Origin of the sequence: Gimesia chilikensis, from assembly GCF_007744075.1 — a bacterium.
GTDB classification, from domain to species: Bacteria; Planctomycetota; Planctomycetia; order Planctomycetales; family Planctomycetaceae; genus Gimesia; species Gimesia chilikensis_A.
Genome location: NZ_CP036266.1, coordinates 6,471,046 through 6,488,151, shown reverse-complemented (window position 1 = coordinate 6,488,151; position 17,106 = coordinate 6,471,046). Strand labels below are relative to the sequence as shown.

Here is a 17,106-nt window from a genome sequence, read left to right as displayed (position 1 = left end):
ATCAGGGACTATCTGTAGAACTTGCATCGAAATCCAGTTCAAATTTTCTGGTAAAACGGGAGTCATCCGTCAGACACGCCAGGTGCTTTAAGAGTTCGAGACGAGGATCATCTGAGAACGGGGCATCGAGCAGACTCAAGTTGTAAACAACAGTGACGGGTTTGGAACCATCTCCAGAGATAATAGCCATTGCAGCGGGGCATCCATCTTTGATTCGTTGTTCGATCCGAATCGGTTGTTTACCCCGTTGAATTGATTCTTGAATCAGCTGTCGTAATGTTCCACTCTGATCGGGAGTCAAATCTTTTTCATGAGGAATCACTTCACTCCAGGGGGGACATAGAAGCGTAGAACTGGAACCTCGTGTCTGTGAGCATCTGAATTTTAAAGATCGATCTATATGCTGGGAGAGGCATGCCCAGAAATGAGGACCATGAGGCAGCATGCGCGCCTTTAAGATACATCGGATTTCTCCCGGCTGGAGTTGCTCTTGATAGAATCGGATATACCGGGGGATATTCCACCGCCCATACCGACGATTCAGTTCGTCAATGAATTCAGAGCCTCTCCATTCAGAGACAAACTTTGAAAACGAACCGATTATCAGAGGGATGAGTATAGCTGCCAGAAAGCTGAGAAGTATCCCCGGGAAGATGTGAGAAACGAAGCTGTGGAAAATAAGAAACCAGGAAATGATGATCAGTATCAATGAGAGGGGAAAGCTTAATTGAACGATTGCTTTCTCAAATGAATTGCGCTCCGCTTTCTTCAATAGTTCTGCGGTAGGTGTGTCAGTCAGTTTTTCATTTACTGATCCGGTTTGAAGGTTAGCAGGAAGTCGAAGCCACATCACTTCACCCTTTCACCAGGCCCAGCGAACGCAATCCTCGTTTGAGGGGCCGTACCCATTGCGAGATGAAGTAATACTTGAGTGCCCCTTTGAGATTGTACCGCCAGACCAGTTCTTCTTCATCCAGGTAATAAGCGTCTGAGTGTTTGACGAGTTGCTCGGCCTGCTTTTTCCGGATTTGAAAATAGCCGGCCACAGGATTGTCCGCCTCGAAAGGCTCGATTGCAATTTCCTCCAGCCGCGCCTGGTGTTTCTGATAGAGGGCTTCGAACTCGTAGTTGGACCAGGTCGACTGTTCTACCACTCCGGAAATGTCCTGTGACCCGATCTCGTTGGTGGTGGCCAGAACGCGTCCATCGGTTGACTTAGTGAAGAACCAGATCGCTTTGTTCGGTATATTCAGGATCGTACCACCACTGACGGTGGCGATCGTTGAACAGTCGGGTGTGGTCCAGAAGTCAAAACGCACTTTATACATCTGGGCTTTGCCAAAATGACAGAGGCAGCCATGATCAAAGCCGAGCCGGAAGGCTTCGCTGTTCGCTTTGGTTGCGGCCTGGACCGGGGAATATTCCTGACCCGGATCTGGAAAATAGAAGGGTTGGATCGACTGCTTCTCCCAGAGGCAGACCGCCACTATCAGAATAAAAAAGCCACCCAGCAGGATGCCGATCGCGGCCAGCGTCAACAGAAAGTCGTCCATCACCCTCGCTCCCCGGAATGAACCAGTCATTGTTCAGTCAATGTGCAGCAACAGCTTATACCGTTACAGGCTGGTATCAAACGAAAAAAGGACATCGAATCAGTGATTCGATGTCCTTTACAGTTTTAACCAAAAAGCGAGGCCGACGGGACTTGAACCCGCAACCCCCGGATCGACAGTCCGGTACTCTAACCAATTGAGCTACGGCCCCTTTCAGGTGGTCGGAGATGATAGGCGATCATTTTGCTGATTGCCACTCATTCGACACAAAAATTCATGAGAATGTTCGAAAATTTTCTCACTAAACTGAAAAGCAAACTTTTTGAGTCAGCTTTCAGTCTCATTTCAATATAACGCGACCTTTGGTGGTCGGCAAGTCTCATGAGAGTCGTATCTTAGGAATCGGAATTCTTACCCGTACGCATCACAAAATCCTGCCGGGAATCAACCAGAATCTGAAAGTTCCAGCCGACCGGAAGGTCAGCCTGTGATAGTTGTGCGGTAAAAATCATTTGCAGCGGCAACGCTGGCCCCGGGGGGCAGCTCGTAACCCGCCTGCAGCAGACAGAGTTCCAGAGCCGAGAGGAACTGCAGCACGTTCGTATTACAGCTGCTTTCGCCCATCAGACCAATCCGCCACGTTTTGCCCTTCATGGGGCCCAGGCCGCCGCCAATCTCAATTCCGAACCATTTCAGCAACTGACCGCGGATGGTCGCATCGTCGATGCCATCCGGAATTTTGACGGCGTTCAACATCGGTAACTGGTGATCTTCCGCAACGGCAAATTCAACTCCGATCGCTTTCAGACCTGCTTTGAGGGCACAGTGATTGGAGTAATGCCGCGAAAAGCGGTTTTCGAGCCCTTCTTCGAGGACGAGCCGCAGCGCCTGATGGAGGCCGTAATTCATGTTAATCGGTGCAGTATGGTGGTAGGCTCGCGAATCTCCCCAGTAAGAACGGACCATCGACATATCCAGGTACCAGCTGGAGACCTTGGTCTTGCGGGCATCCATGGCGGCGACGGCACGTGAGCTGAAGGTCACCGGTGCCAGTCCGGGAGGACAGCTCAGACATTTCTGGGTACCGCTGTAGGCGGCGTCGATGTTCCACTCATCCACTTTGACGGGCATCCCTCCCAGTGAGGTCACACAGTCGACCAGCAACAGAGCATCGGCTTCGTGGACTGCTTCCGAAATCTCTTTCAGTGGCTGAGCGGCTCCCGTGGATGTTTCCGCATGTACGATTCCCAGGACCTTCGGCTTTTCTTTCTCCAGGACTTCTTTGATCTCCTCGACTGAAAAGACTTCTCCGAACGGGCGTTCGATCTGAACGACTTCAGCTCCAATCCGACCCGCCACATCCGCCATACGACCGCCGAAGACGCCGTTGGTGCAGACCACGATCTTGTCGCCCGCTTCGAGCAGGTTCACCACACAGGCTTCCATCCCGGAGCTGCCGGTCCCGCTGACTGCAAGAGTCAGTTCGTTCCGCGTCTGGAAGATTTCCCGCAGCATGTCCTGCACTTCGTCCATGACTTTCAGGAAATAGGGATCCAGGTGGCCCACAGTCGGTGCGCCCAGTGCGGCCAGCACACTGGCAGAAACATCACTGGGGCCAGGGCCCATCAGAGTGCGACGGGGAGGATGGACGGGAGGATGCTGGTGATGTTCGATACTCATGATTGGTACTCGTTCAGGTTAAATGGAACGCGGTCAGGACTCTTAACGACGATACTCCAGGTGACTCATTTTTTTCCAGTCACCAGGCGACTGATCTGTTTAAATTCTTCGGTGCCTGCCACCTCGCACCATTCAAACAGAATTGATTCAGTAGTAGTAATGCTGGCTCCCGAATTCTCCATCCGCTTGAGGGCAATTTCCCAGTCGAGCTGATTCCGGCTCGCAACCGCATCGACGGGAATTATCACGCGATATCCCAGCGCAAGCAGATCGAGGGCCGTCTGCTGCACACAGATATGTGCCTCAATGCCGGTCAGCACGACTTTGGTTCTGCTGTCAGACATGTTGGCAGCAGCGCCCCAGCCCAGACACTCACTGGCACTGAAATGGAGTTTTTCCTGCGGAGCAGGCAGCATCTCTGCCAGCTCGGAAACCGTCGGTCCCAGCCCCTTGGGATATTGCTCACTGCAGCTTAATGGTATCTCAAACAGTCGGGCTGCCTGGATCAGTTGCTGAATGCGTGCCACCAGTTGATCCCCCTGGGGAATGACGGGCAGCAGTTTTTCCTGAACGTCCACGACGACCAGACGGCATTCCTGATGCGATAGCAGATCGATACTGCGGGGAAACGAACGGGCTGATTCTGTCATGAACGGACCTGACTGGCGTTAAACAGGCGGAGCAGAAATTGGAAAGCCAGCCGGTAGAAATCCCGACTCCACTTTCGGATCAAGTCCTGCGCTGGTAAAATTCAGAGTTGAAAAGTGTACCCTAACAAAATCCCGATCTGTAGTGAAGCATATGACTCATCAGAAATCGTTCACGTCGATTGTCCCCAGGCAGCTCTGCCTGTCAGTTGTATTGATGCTGCTGTTAAGTGTCAGTTCTCACGTGGTCATCGCCCAGCAACAACAGCAGCGGAAATTGAAAAAAACATCAGGTGTCGTCGCCAGTTCAGACCTGGGGGAATTCGGGGACGTTCAGATCTTTGAGCGGAGTAAGGTGATCTTACCGCCAAATCTTTCCGGAACGATGCTGGATCGCGTACATCAGGGCTTTGTTCCCGGTAAGAAATCAACTTGGATGCAGGATCGGCTGGCAGAAATCGAACAGGCCCAAAAGGAGAAGGAAAAGCAAGCGGAAGAAGCAGCACACATACGCTTGTTGAAACAGTTCGTGGATGAACTCGTGTTGATCACACCAGGCAAGGGGAAGTTTCCGAAATCTTTCAAGATGGGCTCTGAGAAGGGAGAACCATCTGAAAAGCCTGTACATGATGTGACCTTCACCGAAGGTTTCTGGATTTCAAAATACGAAGTTCCTCAGAATCTGTATGAAGCCATCATGGGCCGTAATCCGAGTCGCTGGAAAGGCCCCCGCAATTCCGCGGAGATGTTCGACTGGAAGACCGCTAATATGTTCTGCGATCAGCTGACACTTCAGCTCCGTAAGCATAGACTGATCAGGAAAGATCAACTGATCCGCCTGCCCACCGAAGCAGAGTGGGAATACTGCTGTCGGGCCGGCACCGACACTGCCTACAGCTTCGGAGATCAGGCTCAAAAACCGGGTGAAATGGGAAAAGAAGCCAGTCTACTCGATCCCTATGCCTGGCATACCGGAAATGCAGCCGGCAATGATCCTCCCGTTGGGGCACTCAAACCTAATCCCTGGGGGCTGTACGACATGCACGGCTATCTCTGGGAGTTCGTTGCCGATCCCTGGCACGATGATTATCAGGACGCACCCACTGATGGCAGCGTGTGGGATACGATGCAAGAGAATCCACACCGCATTGCCCGGGGCGGCGCCTGGACAGATCGCTATGACCGGCTGCGATCCGCTTATCGGGCGAAGATCACACCCGAAACGATCAGTCCTGCACTCGGTTTACGCTGTGTCAAAGCCAGAAATGCAAAAGTGAAAAAATTGGAAAACTAGGCCCTGCGAATTGCAGGGGCACTGCAGCGGTGATACCCTTTTAATTAATTCAGATAGCTGGCAAAGAAGAAAATCGAAGTTTTGCTTCAGGGCAGATTCCTGCCCGGGTCTGGTCCGGCGGTCCGTATCCATTCGTTTCTGTAATTTTAGAAGTAAGTAATTAGGCGAGAAAGTTGATCTCCCATGAGTTCAGAACAACCTTCAACTGAAGAAATCAAAACCAGCGAAGCGTCTGCAGAAATTCAGGCCTCTTCCGAACAGCAGCAGCCAGCCGAAAGCCAGCCTGCTGAACAGCAGGAAACAGAGTCTGCATCAGCAGAACAGGCTCCCGCGCCAGCAGAACCTGCTGCTGCGGAAAGCGAAGCCGCAAAGCCGGAACGCAAAGTTCAGTTGAATCCAAAAGTGGATCCCGCACAGTTCAAAGCCATTCCCTCAGCTGGCGCCACACCGGCTGCTCCCGCTAAGAAAGAGGATGCAGAAGGAGACGCCGAAGTCGAAGTGACTCAGGAACAGCTCCAGGAAGCAGCCATGATGCAGATTGCAGAATCTGCTAAACCGGTTGATATCCCGGATGACGTCGATGACCTCGGCGATGATCTGGAAGCGGAACTGGCAGCAGCCCTCTCTGGTCAGGGCGCACAGGAACTTCCCAAGTCATACAGCGAAGAAGAAGCTGCCGCAGACGCCGCCGCTGAAAAACCTGCCACAACTTCAGGCAGTTCGGAAGAAGGACTGGCTGAAGGCGATCGACTTAAGGGAATCGTGGAATCGATCAACAACGACGATGTCTTCATCGATCTGGGAAGCCGGGCACTCGGAACTCCCGGCATTGTTCCCCTGCGACAGTTCGGCGATAAAACCCCCGAAATCGGACAGGAAGTCGAAGTCAAAGTCACCGCAGTCAAAGAAGCTGAAGGCCTGATTCAACTCTCCCTGCCCCGCGGACATCACAAACCCGCCGGAGACTGGGATGCTGTCGCCGTCGGACAGGTGGTGGAATGCGTTGTCAACAAATCGAACAAAGGTGGCTTGGAAGTCAGCGTCGGCAGCCTGCGAGGATTTTTGCCCGCCAGCCAGGCCGATCTGTATTTCGTGGGTGACCTCGAACCGTTTGTAGGTCAGAAGCTGACCGTGCAGATCACTGAAGTGAATCCCAAGAAACGCAATCTGGTAGTCAGCCGTCGCAAGTATCTCGAATCAGAACGCGAAGAAATTCAGAAGGAACTCTGGGAAAAACTGGCCATTGGTCAGGAGCTGACCGGAACCGTGAAGAATATCAAGGACTACGGCGCTTTCGTTGATCTGGGGGGCATCGATGGCTTCCTGCACATCGGCGAGATCAGCTGGAACCGCATCAAGCATCCCAAAGATGCGCTCAGCGAAATGCAGAAGATCAATGTCAAGATCCTCAAGATTGATAAGGAAAAGAACCGCATCAGTCTGGGCATGAAACAGCTGCAGCAGGATCCCTGGCAACTGGCCGAAGATCGCTACGCCACCGGTTCTACAGTTACCGGTAAGGTAACACGTACGGCAGACTTTGGTGCTTTCATTGAGCTGGAGCCGGGACTCGAAGGGCTCGTTCATATCAGTGAGCTCGACCATCGTCGGGTCAAACGCGTTACCGAAGTGCTGACGACAGGCCAGGAGACGTCCGCGAAAGTTCTGGAAGTTGATCCGAACCGCAAGCGGATCAGCCTTTCACTGAAAGCGCTGACCGAGAAACCGGAAGACGCTGTCGCAGCTCAGGAAGAAGCATCTCAACCTGCTTATGAGCGGAAACGCAAAGGTCCGCTACTGGGAGGCAACGCCGATGATACCAACCCTGGTTCAGGCGGTGGTGGCCTGTTCGGAAATCCGGATGACTATAAATAAGTCATTCGCTCAAGCGTAGAACAAATGAAAACGCCGTCTGTTCGATTAGAGAACAGACGGCGTTTTTTGTTTCTTGTGCTTTCAACTCAATTCGAAGTGTGGAGTCGATGTCGATCAGATCACGACTGATTCGAGCAGCATTCGCAGCTTGCGCAGTTCCAGAGCACGATCCACGCCATTCAGGAGTGAGGGCAGCAGTTCTACTGACAGGAACTGATGATAGTTTTGACGTTCCAGCATACTGATCATTCTGCTGTAGTCAATTTCTCCCAGACCAACCGGAACCTGTACCTGATCGCTGGTGGAATCCCGCAGGTGCACATGGCAGACGTAAGGGAACACCATATCGTAGGATGTATTGCTATAGGGACCGCAGGTATAATAGCTCGGGTCCAGGGTCAGCCCCAGACCTTTGACGGACTGGCAGAGTTCTGTTGCCGTGCGCGGGTCTTCTGTAAGTTGACCAGTTTTGGTTTTGATTGACAGTCTGATACCGTCACGACTGGCGATCTTTAACAACGCTTTCAGACGATCGATTTCCGAGTTGAAAGGTGTCCCCAGCGGAGAAGCAGGGATCGTGATCTGTGCGATCCGCAGCAGTTTGGCGGCTTTACACAATGACTGAAAGGCCGTCGGTTCGATGTCGTTTTCCAGACAGAAGGCGATCGGTGTTAAGCGGGTCGCTTCCCGGAAACGTGAATAAAAATCCTCTGGCGATCGAGAGACCTCTGATGGTTTCAGGTGATCACTCTCTTCATCCATCCAGATCTCGATTTTATCGTATTCCAGATCCGTCAGTCGTTCACAACTGACTTCAAACGATTCATCTGAAAAACAACGTGATGATGCAGCTACAAACACGCCGAACACTCCCTTGTTGGCAAAGAACAAAGCGAAATGAGCACTCCGTCAATGACGATGGTCTTGCCTGAAAACTCAAACTTGTAAATGACCCAGACTCTCTATCTTCCATAGCGGCTGATAGAGAGTAGGGAACTGTGATAATTTATCCCGGTTTTGACGATTCTGCAAGGTCGATCAGATTTGAATATTACAGTGGTTTTCCAATTCTTGGGGATTTTAACTATTGTTTGGTGCACGCTGGCCGATAAAAGAAGTAAGTCATTTGCTGGCGCATATCCTGTATCTCTCTCTCAGGTCGCCGGCAGCAGCTTTCGCAGCAGGTAACAAATTGATCATAGACTGAGTGAAAATTGAGTTTCGCTCAAAACAGGAAACCAGGGGGGAAAGGATGCCAATGAAGCCTCACATGTTATGTAAAATGGCCGCATGTCTGATTCTGCCACTTTTTGTGGGATGTTCGAATAGTCAGGTCATTCGGGGGCAGTCGGCTGATGGAGAATTCCTGATGCAGCAGCAGGCTCAAATGATGCAGCATCAACAGGCAATGCACCAGCAGTACGCCGGCCAGCAGGCTCCAATTCAGCAGATGGGACATCGTCGGCACGGTGGATACTGCCCTCCCGGCTATGGTAATGGCGGCTGGAAAACCGGTCACAAAAATTCATACCATTACAACAAACGCCCTAAACATTACCAGACCTATAAGTACGTTCCGCCCGCGGCTGTCTATCCTCAGCAGAATCAGCCACTGGGAATCGTCCAGTATCCTTACTACACCCACAAAGGACCGGATGACTTCTTCCTGAAATAAAAACAGGCTGAACGAAAACCAGAATCATCAGAGCTGATCGAGTGCAAACCCGGTCAGCTCTTTTGCATTTCAGGGGAAATTGGGAATGAACCAGTTTGACGTTTTGGGATATAATCTGTCTGACGCAGGCTGACTGCTGCATGGAAATGTGAATCCCGGTAACACCAGATTGTGAACAACTCCGCATATGAATACTGAGAAACCCCAGAGTGCTGATGTCGTAAGAGCAATTGAATCACTGGCCCCGGATGATTACGGCCGGATGGCAATCCCCTGTGAGGTCGACGAAGAACTCCATGAACAGATCAAACTGGCATTAATCTGTGAACCCCGCACGAAACTGCTGCTGAACCAGTTCGGTTTTGACAGCCTCCTGCGGTTTATCGAACGCAAATCCTCTGAATGTCTACGCGATCCCGAAGTGGAACATTGTCGTCAGGCTGCGCAGGCGCTGGAAGTTCTCCTGTTTCAGCCAGACTACGACAAACATGTGGTCGATGTAGCCCTGGCGCTGATTCAGGATTCCTATCAGCGACTGGAACCACCCCGCGCGGGGTTTGAGCCGGGCGAACTGCCCCTGTTCTGTGCCGCCTGGGATCGTCTGGGATCACAGCCACACAGCGAAGAACACAGCGCAGAACATCATTTCCGGGTCGGCGAAGACCAGGATGGACCGCGGTATATCTGCTACTGGTAAGCCGGGCCGCTCACTTTTGAGTGAGCGGAATTTCCAGCTGTGAAGGCACCGGTTTTACCGTTTTGCGATGCTTCTCCGCAGCCGCTTTCAGTTCTTTGATAACCTCGGGATGATCCTTGGCGACGTCGTACTTTTCGGAAGGATCATGCTCCAGGTGGTATAGTACCGGCGGATCATGTTCCTTAAATGGTTCCCGGCCGTATGCGGGTTTGGTGATGAAATGTGCCTTCCACGGTCCTTTGCGGATCGCCATCAGTTTTGTGCCGCGATAATAAACCATTTCATCGCGCGGGCCGGGACCGCTCTGCGTCAGAACCGGAGTGAGGTCTACACCATCAACAACGCGATCTGTGGGGACAGCACCACCTGCCAGCTTGATGGAGGTCGTGTAGATGTCCATCGTGCTCCCCTGTTCCTGGGAGACCGTTCCCGCAGGAATATGACCGGGCCACCAGGCCAGTGTCGGCTCACGCATGCCCCCTTCCCAGGTGCTCCCTTTACCATCACGTAACAGGCCCGCTGAGCCTCCCTGGGCGTCAAAGATGAGCCACGGACCGTTGTCGCTGGAAAACCAGACGATCGTATTCTGGTCCAGTCCCTCATCGCGCAGTGTCTGCAGTACCTGACCGACGCTCCAGTCAATCTCCTCAATGACATCACCATACAGGCCCCGCAGACTTTTGTCTGCAAATGCCGGAGAGCGGAACAGCGGCACATGCGGCATATTGTGGGCCAGGTACAGGAAGAACGGCTGCTTCTGATCCTGTTTGATAAACTTGATCGCCTCTTCGGTATAGCGTTTGGTGATTGTGGTCTGATCGGCAGGTTGTTCCACGATATCCGTGTCCCGCATCAGGGGGACGTTCCAGTATTTGACCTTCGGATCGAGGAAGATCTTTCGACCCATCTTACGGTCAGCGACCCGGTCCATATCGTTGGAATAGGGGATGCCGAAATAGCTGTCAAATCCATTGCTGGTCGGCAGGAATTGAGGCAGATGACCCAGGTGCCATTTACCGACACACGCTGTACGATAGCCGGCTGATTTCATCGCTTCTGCCAGTGTGACTTCGCTGGCTGGAATACCGCCTCCTGAATCGGGAAACAGCACTCGGCGTTTATCACTGCACATCCCAGATCGAATGGGATAGCGCCCCGTTAATAACGCGGCTCGACTGGGCGTACATACCGGAGCGGCAGAATAAAACTGGGTGAATTTCATTCCCTCCTCCGCCATCTGATCCAGATGGGGAGTCTTGATCGTGGGGTGCCCGAAGCAGGCCAGATCCCCATATCCCAGGTCATCCGCATAGATCACAACCACATTCGGCTTTGATTCTGCATGAGCAGCATTGATTTGCATAAATGCGGCAAGCAGGGTGAATAGGGGGAATAAAAAGTTAAGGTTCATTCGACGACTGAGTGCGCTTCGTGTCATGTAACTGGCTCTCTCGGAAGGGGTTTTGAATGCAAAGTGTTGTGGCGGATTTACTCGATTGTTCACTCCTGAGAGGGAAAGTGCAACCAGAAATCGGGCATTACTTATGTAAAACTTTGCGGGTTATGCCGATAACTCCTTCAGATACTAATACTTCATGTCCGAAATATGAAGAAGGGGCTTCGCGCCTCCCGGTGGAAAATAGCTACAGGCTCACTCATCAGACGCATATACAGAATTGAGGCTGACTCGATATGGAACAGGATCACCAACCAGCGACCATCTCTCCTGCAAGCGAGAAAGACTGGAGATCACTGCAGCACCAGGAATTTGTCGAACAGGTCGATCTTTTGATTCGCACCGCTCACATGATCCGCACGGCATTGAATAACAGTTTTGCCCACCTGGAGATTAACGAAGTTCGGTATGCTGCCTTGAAGGTGATTGACGCCATTCGGGAATCCGGCTGCTCCCAGTCGGAACTGGCACGCAAACTGGGTCAGTCTGAATCCAACATCTGCACACTGATCGAGCGGATGGAAAGTGATCAACTGGTTGTACGCCGACAGTCTCAGCAGGATCGTCGAAAACGGGTTCTGCAGGTGACAGAAGCAGGCTACCTGATTCTGGAGCGTGTCAAAGAGTACCACGGCAACGTTTCACAACGCCTGCTGGCCGCACTCACTCCGGATCAGCGCCGTCAATTAACCGGCATGCTGCAGACATTACTCAAAGCAGCCCAGGTTCAACGTTCGCAACGGGAAACAGTACGTACCGTTGCCGACTCCCCTGCCCCTTATGCCTTACGTGATATTCCTGCCGCCTGAAGGGAAAGAGGAACTTTCCTGTCAGGACCACGGCTTTTGATAAACTCAGTGTCATGGATGCTCTTAAATGAGTCGCGCAAAATTCAATCCCCAATGTGAATCACTCAGGTCAGCTCTGGCGGTAGCGCTACTGGCGGGTCTGTCCCTGATTCAGGTCGGCTGCTCACCCACGTTCTGGGCTGATCAGGCCAATGCGGATTCGTATGAAATTCTGGCTGAAAAAGCCGACGACCCAGCCTGGGAACTTCCCCGCTACGACGTCGAGCCCGATCCGCGCAGTCGTTTCTATGATCCCTATGATCCCAATCACGAACCGCTGCCTCCCGATGACCCTGCCGCCAATGTCTACATGCACTGGTTACAGTGTAAAAAGGGTTACAAAAGCTGGCACAAATTTGGTCGCGCACTCAGTATCGAAAACCCGGACTGGCTCGTGCAGTATGGTATCTCTCCCGAGTTAAGTGCAGAAATGGCAGCGGCCGGGAATTCGCTTCCCGGTACCGAACTGCCTGCGCTTGAAGAAGTCACGCTGCAGGAAGCCATCGACATCGCGAACATTAACAGTCGCGAATATCAGTTCCAGATTGAAAACCTCTTCCTGTCTGCTCTCGATCTGACGTTCGGACGATTCCAGTTTGACGTGAAGTATCTGGGAGTCGGCGGACAGAATCCGCAGGTCGATCTCAACCGGCGACGTTTGTCCAACGGAACGCAGGAACTCGACCTCTCCAGTCGCATTGGTGTGAATCAGATGCTGCCCAGTGGTGCCCAGTGGGCCGTCGAACTGGCGAATAACACACTCTGGCTGTTCTCCGGATCCAATCAGACCACTTCCGTAAGTGTGCTTTCTTACTCGCTCGTTCAGCCGCTGTTGCTTGGAGCAGGCAGAAAGGTGGTCCTCAACAATCTGACCCAGGATGAACGAAACGTGCTCTATCAGACACGTACCCTGGCTCGCTTCCGTAAAATATTCTTTACCGATACCGTGGGGGGCGGCAATGGCTTCCTGCAACTGCTGCAACAGCTGCAGGTAATCTATAACGAACGCGGGAACATTAAGCGGCTCGAACGTCAGGTGGAAATTCTTCGCGCCCTCTCATCACAGAAACCCAAAGTGCAACAGGAACGCCTGGAAGAACTACCCGAGAACTGGATCATTCCTCCAGCACTCGTTGAGAAGATGGAATACGATGATGAAAGTCGGATGCTTTCCTGGAAAGGAGAGATGAGTGCTGAAGAAGAAAAAATGCTGCTGGCACTCAGTGATGCAGATGCTTACCAGGCAACCGTCAATGAACTCATCTCACGAATTCGCACCGAAGTCGTCACGCTGGATGTTGCTCAGCTGGAAACGCGGTTGGCACAATCCGTCAATCGTCTGCGTTCCATCGAACGTCAGTACCAGGACTCACTGGGCAGCTTCAAAATCTTCATGGGCCTGCCACCCGATATGCCGATGAGTATCGACGAATCACTGCTGAAACCCTTCCAGTTGATCGATCCTCTCCTGCCGGAAATTGAACAGGAAATTTACGATTACGTCGAGGTCTGGGCGAGTGTCTATGTCGAAGACTGGGAAGATCCCAACTTAGTTCCTCCCACAACAGCAGACATGCTGAAAGTTGTCGATGGTCTGGAGATACTGATCAAAAAACTGCAGACGGATGCCCTGGAAACCCTCGAACAGGATATCGCGAATATTGACATGCTGCTCGGACAAAATACCGAGGGTGTTCCTGAAGACATTCTGGCACTGCGAAAACGTCGGTTCGAGACTGATGAGGACCGGGAGCGGGTCCGCCAGGGTTCCGCTAATGATATACGTTTGTACTCAGGCGTGCGAAAAGAGATTCAGGAATTGCAGAGTCGCCTGGATGGTCTGAGGGGCTTTCTGAGCGAAGATAATCTCTCAAATGACCAGAAAAAGAAAATAATTCTGGAAATGGCCAACCTGCGGGAAGACATGCTCAGAATTTCACAGGGCTTGCAGGTGATTGAGATTGGACTGCGTGTGGAACTCATTACCCTGGAACCATTTAACATGGATATCACCGAAGCGGTTCGCATCGGTCTGGATAATCGTCTCGACCTGATGAATGAGCGTGCTTTCGTGATGGATACCAGAAGATTGATGGAAGTGCGGTCTAATGAGCTCGAAGCGGTGTTAAATGTTGTAGTCGATGGAGACGTAAGTACTCCGCTCGGTAAAAACCGGCCTCTGGACTTCCGCGGTAGTCAGGCCAGTTTGCGGGCGGGGGTGGAATTTACGGCTCCATTGTCATTAGTACAGCAGAGAAATGCCTATCGGGAATCTCAAATCAATTACCAGCGACAACGTCGTACCTTCATGGAAGCCCAGGATAACATCAAGTTTGACATCAGACGCAGCTGGCGACAGCTGAATGTGTTGCGTCAGAACTTCGAAACATCTCGGGTCCAGATCCGCCTGGCTGCGTTACAGTATGACAGTGCGGTGGAAGCTACTTCCGATCCTGCTCAGGCAGGGCGAAACCAGGGGTTAAACCTGTTAAATGCGTTATCATCGGTACTCGATGCACAAAACAGTTTAATCAGTAACTGGGTAAATTATGAACAAAACCGACTTAACATCTATCGAGATATGGGTATTATGGAGATAGATGCCAATGGCATTTGGGAAGATGATTTCTACCAACACCGCGCGGGAACGATAAGACCTACCAATGAGCACCGCCAACTCCCCCCAGAACCAACAGACTCAACAGGAATCACTGGAACAGAAGACATCCAACCAGTCGTCTTCCGACCAGCAGCAGAACTCAATGCACTCTCCACAGAAAACAAAACGACAGCGCAGGCTCCCTAACAAGGGAACGCTTTTCCTCCTGGCAATTCTGATCATGGGAGCTGTAGTACTTCTGGTACCTGCAGTCCGCACGCCACTGTTCTCTGCCTTCTCCAGCGGACAGAAAAAGAACACCACATATATTACTGACCAGGCGACACGCGGCGCATTCCGTGTGTCGGTCACGGAACGCGGTCAGCTCGACAGTCTGAATAACGTGACCCTGTCCAGCAAAGTCAAAGGCTTCACAACCATCATCAGTATTGTTCCGGAAGGAACCATGGTCAAAGCTGGCGAACTGGTCTGCGAACTCGATTCATCCGCGCTGGTCGATAAGGAAAAGCAGCAGCAGATCCAGGTGACACAGGCCGAGGCCGAACTCAAACAGGCTGAAGAAAATGTCGCTATCCAGAAAACTCAAAATGAAAGTGATGCCTCTGCAGCCCAGCTGGCTCTCGATCTGGCCAAACTCGATCTGGAGAAGTTCCAGAAGGGCGAATCACAACGCGATCTGAATGTCAAAGAAGGTGCTGTCACCAAGGCCCGTGAAGATCTGCAGCGGGCCGAGGAGAACTTTGAGTTCTCGAAACGGATTGCCAAGAAAGGCTATAAAAATCAGAACGATGTCGAAGCCGACCGCATCACCGTCGTTAAAGCCGAGATCGACCTGGAAATCGCCAAAGAAGATCTCAAAGTGGAAAAAGATTATGTTCAGCGGCGGAAAGAAAAAGAGCTGATTGCAGATGTTGATGAAAAGAAACTGAACCTGGAACGTGTGAAACGCCAGGGAATCGCCACACTGGCCCAGTTCGATGCCCGGCTCAAAGCCAGTCAGCTGACTTATGAAGTCGAACGCAGTGAACTGGACCGCATTCGCGAACAGATCGAGGCCTGCAAAATGATCGCTCCTCAGAACGGTCAGGTTGTTTATGCGAATCAGAACAGTGGCCGCCGCGGTAGCGGTGAAGACGTCATCGAAGAAGGGACGGAAGTCCGCGAGCGTCAGGCAATCATTCAACTGCCCGACTTCTCCAAAATGAAAGTCGATGCCCGGATTCACGAATCGAAGATCAGCATGATCGAAGAGGGCCAGGATGTCGATATCCGCGTCGATGCCTTCCCAGAACAACGTTATGCAGGCACTGTAGATCAGGTCTCTTCCGTGCCGATCTCCTCCAACTGGATGCGTCCCGACCTCAAAGAATACAAGGCCACCATTAAAATCGTTCCCAATGGTGCCGACATTTCCAAACTCAAACCGGGCCTCACTGCAGAAATCGAAATCCGCATCGAAGAGCGGGATAACGTGCTGCAGGTTCCCGTCCAGTCGGTCATCACGATTGGCGATCAGCGTTACATCTTCGTCCTGACCTCCGGTGACAAACCTGTCCGCCGTGAGATTCTGATCGGCCAGGCCAGCGATACCATGATTGAAGTGAAGGACGGTGTAGAAGCTGGAGAGGAAGTCATTCTCAATCCGCGAACCCACTTCGCAGATGAGTTGATCGAACTCGAAGAAAAGCTGGCGATGGATAAGAAGAAAGCACAGAAAGAAGGTGCCGCCACAGACGCTGCAGCAGCCGGAGCCGGTAAAGGTTCTGCTGCTGGAAAATCTCCAGGCGCCGGCAAGAAACCCGCCGGCGGTGGGGCAGCCAGCGGTGGTTTCCTGCAACGCTTCGACAAAGACTCAGACGGAAAAGTTTCTAAAGAGGAAGCCCCTGATCGTCTCAAGGAACGCTTTGACTCACTTGATACCAACAAGGATGGTTTCCTTGATGCCGGCGAGATCAGCAAGCTGCGTCCCCCCTCTGGTGGTGGCGGAGGTGGTGGACCTCGACCCGGCGGAGATCAGCGATCATGAGGCTGGCTGCTCAAGTTGTCGACCTCACCAAGTTTTATGATCTGGGCTCCGTGGTGGTGAAAGCGTTGAGAGGAGTCTCGACCGATTTTCCCGAAGGTGACTTCGTCGCCATCATGGGATCCTCGGGGAGTGGTAAAAGTACGCTGCTCAACCTGCTTGGTGCACTCGACCGCCCTACCAGCGGACAGTACTTCCTGGGTGGACGCGATGTCTCCACTCTGGACGACGATGAACTCTCACTGATGCGTAACGACATGATCGGCTTCATCTTCCAGTCGTTCAACCTGATTGCTCAGTATACGGTGCTGGAAAATATTGAAGTCCCCCTGCTCTACCGGGCCGGTTATCCCGCCATAGGACGTGAAGAACGCGAGTGGTGCACTGAACTCGCTCGCATGGTCGGGTTGGGAGATCGCCTCGATCACCGACCCTTCCAGCTCTCCGGGGGGCAGCAGCAGCGTGTCTCAATTGCCCGGGCACTCGTGAATGACCCGCAGATTATTCTCGCTGACGAACCCACGGGTAACCTGGATTCCGCCACTGAAGAGGAAATTATGGATATTCTCCATAATCTGAATGGCCAGGGACGTACCATTATTATGGTGACTCACGAGCCCACAGTCGCCAGACAGGCCAAACGGCAGATCATGATGAAGGATGGTCTCATTGAGAGTGAGACCATTCAGGAACCCTCATTCTCCAAGCATTAAACCCCTTACCTTCGACCTCGTTTCC

At 52.2% G+C, this 17,106-nt stretch carries 14 protein-coding genes and 1 tRNA gene; 8 read left to right on the top strand and 7 right to left on the bottom strand.

The annotated features are described in order from the left end of the window. Position 1: 1 nt before the first annotated feature. The 5 genes from HG66A1_RS24380 to HG66A1_RS24360 form a co-directional block, all read right to left on the bottom strand. Positions 2 to 322 (bottom strand): hypothetical protein, encoded by a 321-nt coding sequence (locus HG66A1_RS24380; RefSeq protein ID WP_145190291.1) that lies wholly within the window; start codon positions 320 to 322, stop codon positions 2 to 4. A gap of 532 nt (positions 323 to 854) precedes the next feature. Then, entirely contained in the window at positions 855 to 1,553 is a 699-nt protein-coding gene (locus tag HG66A1_RS24375; protein WP_145190288.1) for a hypothetical protein, read from the bottom strand. A 137-nt stretch (positions 1,554 to 1,690) separates the two neighbouring features. Continuing rightward, positions 1,691 to 1,764, bottom strand: a tRNA-Asp gene (locus HG66A1_RS24370). Positions 1,765 to 2,033: 269 nt separating this feature from the next. Beyond that, on the bottom strand, positions 2,034 to 3,233 hold the full coding sequence (locus HG66A1_RS24365; protein ID WP_145190285.1) for a pyridoxal-phosphate-dependent aminotransferase family protein: 1,200 nt from the start codon (positions 3,231 to 3,233) through the stop codon (positions 2,034 to 2,036). A 65-nt stretch (positions 3,234 to 3,298) separates the two neighbouring features. Next, on the bottom strand, positions 3,299 to 3,883 hold the full coding sequence (locus tag HG66A1_RS24360; protein WP_145190283.1) for a hydrolase: 585 nt from the start codon (positions 3,881 to 3,883) through the stop codon (positions 3,299 to 3,301). 151 nt (positions 3,884 to 4,034) lie between these two features. Here HG66A1_RS24360 and HG66A1_RS24355 point away from each other — a divergent pair, with 151 nt between their 5' ends. Together HG66A1_RS24355 and HG66A1_RS24350 are read left to right on the top strand one after the other, a co-directional pair. Next, positions 4,035 to 5,174, top strand: a complete 1,140-nt coding sequence (locus HG66A1_RS24355) for a formylglycine-generating enzyme family protein (protein WP_232106667.1) — start codon at positions 4,035 to 4,037, stop codon at positions 5,172 to 5,174. A gap of 183 nt (positions 5,175 to 5,357) precedes the next feature. Next, complete coding sequence (locus tag HG66A1_RS24350) at positions 5,358 to 7,049, top strand: 30S ribosomal protein S1 (RefSeq protein ID WP_145190280.1); 1,692 nt, start codon at positions 5,358 to 5,360, stop codon at positions 7,047 to 7,049. 114 nt (positions 7,050 to 7,163) lie between these two features. Here the strand turns inward: HG66A1_RS24350 and HG66A1_RS24345 are convergent, their stop codons facing one another. Continuing rightward, entirely contained in the window at positions 7,164 to 7,910 is a 747-nt protein-coding gene (locus HG66A1_RS24345; protein WP_232102037.1) for a sugar phosphate isomerase/epimerase family protein, read from the bottom strand. Positions 7,911 to 8,319: 409 nt separating this feature from the next. On the opposite strand from HG66A1_RS24345, the gene HG66A1_RS24340 reads away from it, so the two are divergent. Both HG66A1_RS24340 and HG66A1_RS24335 read left to right on the top strand, forming a co-directional pair. After that, on the top strand, positions 8,320 to 8,724 hold the full coding sequence (locus HG66A1_RS24340) for a hypothetical protein (protein ID WP_145190274.1): 405 nt from the start codon (positions 8,320 to 8,322) through the stop codon (positions 8,722 to 8,724). 187 nt (positions 8,725 to 8,911) lie between these two features. Next, the gene (locus HG66A1_RS24335; RefSeq protein WP_145190271.1) at positions 8,912 to 9,421 is read left to right on the top strand and encodes a hypothetical protein; all 510 of its coding nucleotides are present in this window, start codon (positions 8,912 to 8,914) and stop codon (positions 9,419 to 9,421) included. Positions 9,422 to 9,431: 10 nt separating this feature from the next. On the opposite strand, the gene HG66A1_RS24330 is transcribed toward HG66A1_RS24335, so the two are convergent. Further along, a complete protein-coding gene (locus HG66A1_RS24330; RefSeq protein WP_232106666.1) occupies positions 9,432 to 10,784 on the bottom strand; it encodes a sulfatase in 1,353 nt (450 codons plus the stop codon). A gap of 329 nt (positions 10,785 to 11,113) precedes the next feature. Here HG66A1_RS24330 and HG66A1_RS24325 point away from each other — a divergent pair, with 329 nt between their 5' ends. The 4 genes from HG66A1_RS24325 (at position 11,114) to HG66A1_RS24310 (ending at position 17,081) form a co-directional block, all read left to right on the top strand. Beyond that, positions 11,114 to 11,686: a MarR family winged helix-turn-helix transcriptional regulator gene (locus HG66A1_RS24325; RefSeq protein ID WP_145190269.1), complete on the top strand. Its 573-nt coding sequence runs from the start codon at positions 11,114 to 11,116 to the stop codon at positions 11,684 to 11,686. A 67-nt stretch (positions 11,687 to 11,753) separates the two neighbouring features. Continuing rightward, entirely contained in the window at positions 11,754 to 14,531 is a 2,778-nt protein-coding gene (locus HG66A1_RS24320) for a TolC family protein (RefSeq protein ID WP_145190266.1), read from the top strand. After that, a complete protein-coding gene (locus HG66A1_RS24315; RefSeq protein ID WP_197993639.1) occupies positions 14,488 to 16,371 on the top strand; it encodes an efflux RND transporter periplasmic adaptor subunit in 1,884 nt (627 codons plus the stop codon). The genes HG66A1_RS24320 and HG66A1_RS24315 overlap by 44 nt, the downstream gene beginning before the upstream one ends. Next, positions 16,368 to 17,081 carry an ABC transporter ATP-binding protein gene (locus HG66A1_RS24310; protein WP_145190261.1) on the top strand — a complete coding sequence of 238 codons (714 nt, stop codon included), beginning with the start codon at positions 16,368 to 16,370 and terminating at the stop codon, positions 17,079 to 17,081. Before HG66A1_RS24315 ends, HG66A1_RS24310 begins: the two co-directional genes overlap by 4 nt. Positions 17,082 to 17,106: the final 25 nt, after the last annotated feature.

Bases quoted from the DNA above. Each gene is read 5' to 3' on its own strand.
- HG66A1_RS24365 (WP_145190285.1), bottom strand. From the start codon at position 3,233: ATGAGTATCGAACATCACCAGCATCCTCCCGTCCATCCTCCCCGTCGC.
- HG66A1_RS24360 (WP_145190283.1), bottom strand. From the start codon at position 3,883: ATGACAGAATCAGCCCGTTCGTTTCCCCGCAGTATCGATCTGCTATCG.
- HG66A1_RS24340 (WP_145190274.1), top strand. From the start codon at position 8,320: ATGTTATGTAAAATGGCCGCATGTCTGATTCTGCCACTTTTTGTGGGA.
- HG66A1_RS24320 (WP_145190266.1), top strand. From the start codon at position 11,754: ATGAGTCGCGCAAAATTCAATCCCCAATGTGAATCACTCAGGTCAGCT.
- HG66A1_RS24310 (WP_145190261.1), top strand. From the start codon at position 16,368: ATGAGGCTGGCTGCTCAAGTTGTCGACCTCACCAAGTTTTATGATCTG.
- HG66A1_RS24335 (WP_145190271.1), top strand. From the start codon at position 8,912: ATGAATACTGAGAAACCCCAGAGTGCTGATGTCGTAAGAGCAATTGAA.
- HG66A1_RS24355 (WP_232106667.1), top strand. From the start codon at position 4,035: ATGACTCATCAGAAATCGTTCACGTCGATTGTCCCCAGGCAGCTCTGC.
- HG66A1_RS24315 (WP_197993639.1), top strand. From the start codon at position 14,488: ATGCACTCTCCACAGAAAACAAAACGACAGCGCAGGCTCCCTAACAAG.
- HG66A1_RS24330 (WP_232106666.1), bottom strand. From the start codon at position 10,784: ATGCAAATCAATGCTGCTCATGCAGAATCAAAGCCGAATGTGGTTGTG.
- HG66A1_RS24375 (WP_145190288.1), bottom strand. From the start codon at position 1,553: ATGGACGACTTTCTGTTGACGCTGGCCGCGATCGGCATCCTGCTGGGT.
- HG66A1_RS24325 (WP_145190269.1), top strand. From the start codon at position 11,114: ATGGAACAGGATCACCAACCAGCGACCATCTCTCCTGCAAGCGAGAAA.
- HG66A1_RS24350 (WP_145190280.1), top strand. From the start codon at position 5,358: ATGAGTTCAGAACAACCTTCAACTGAAGAAATCAAAACCAGCGAAGCG.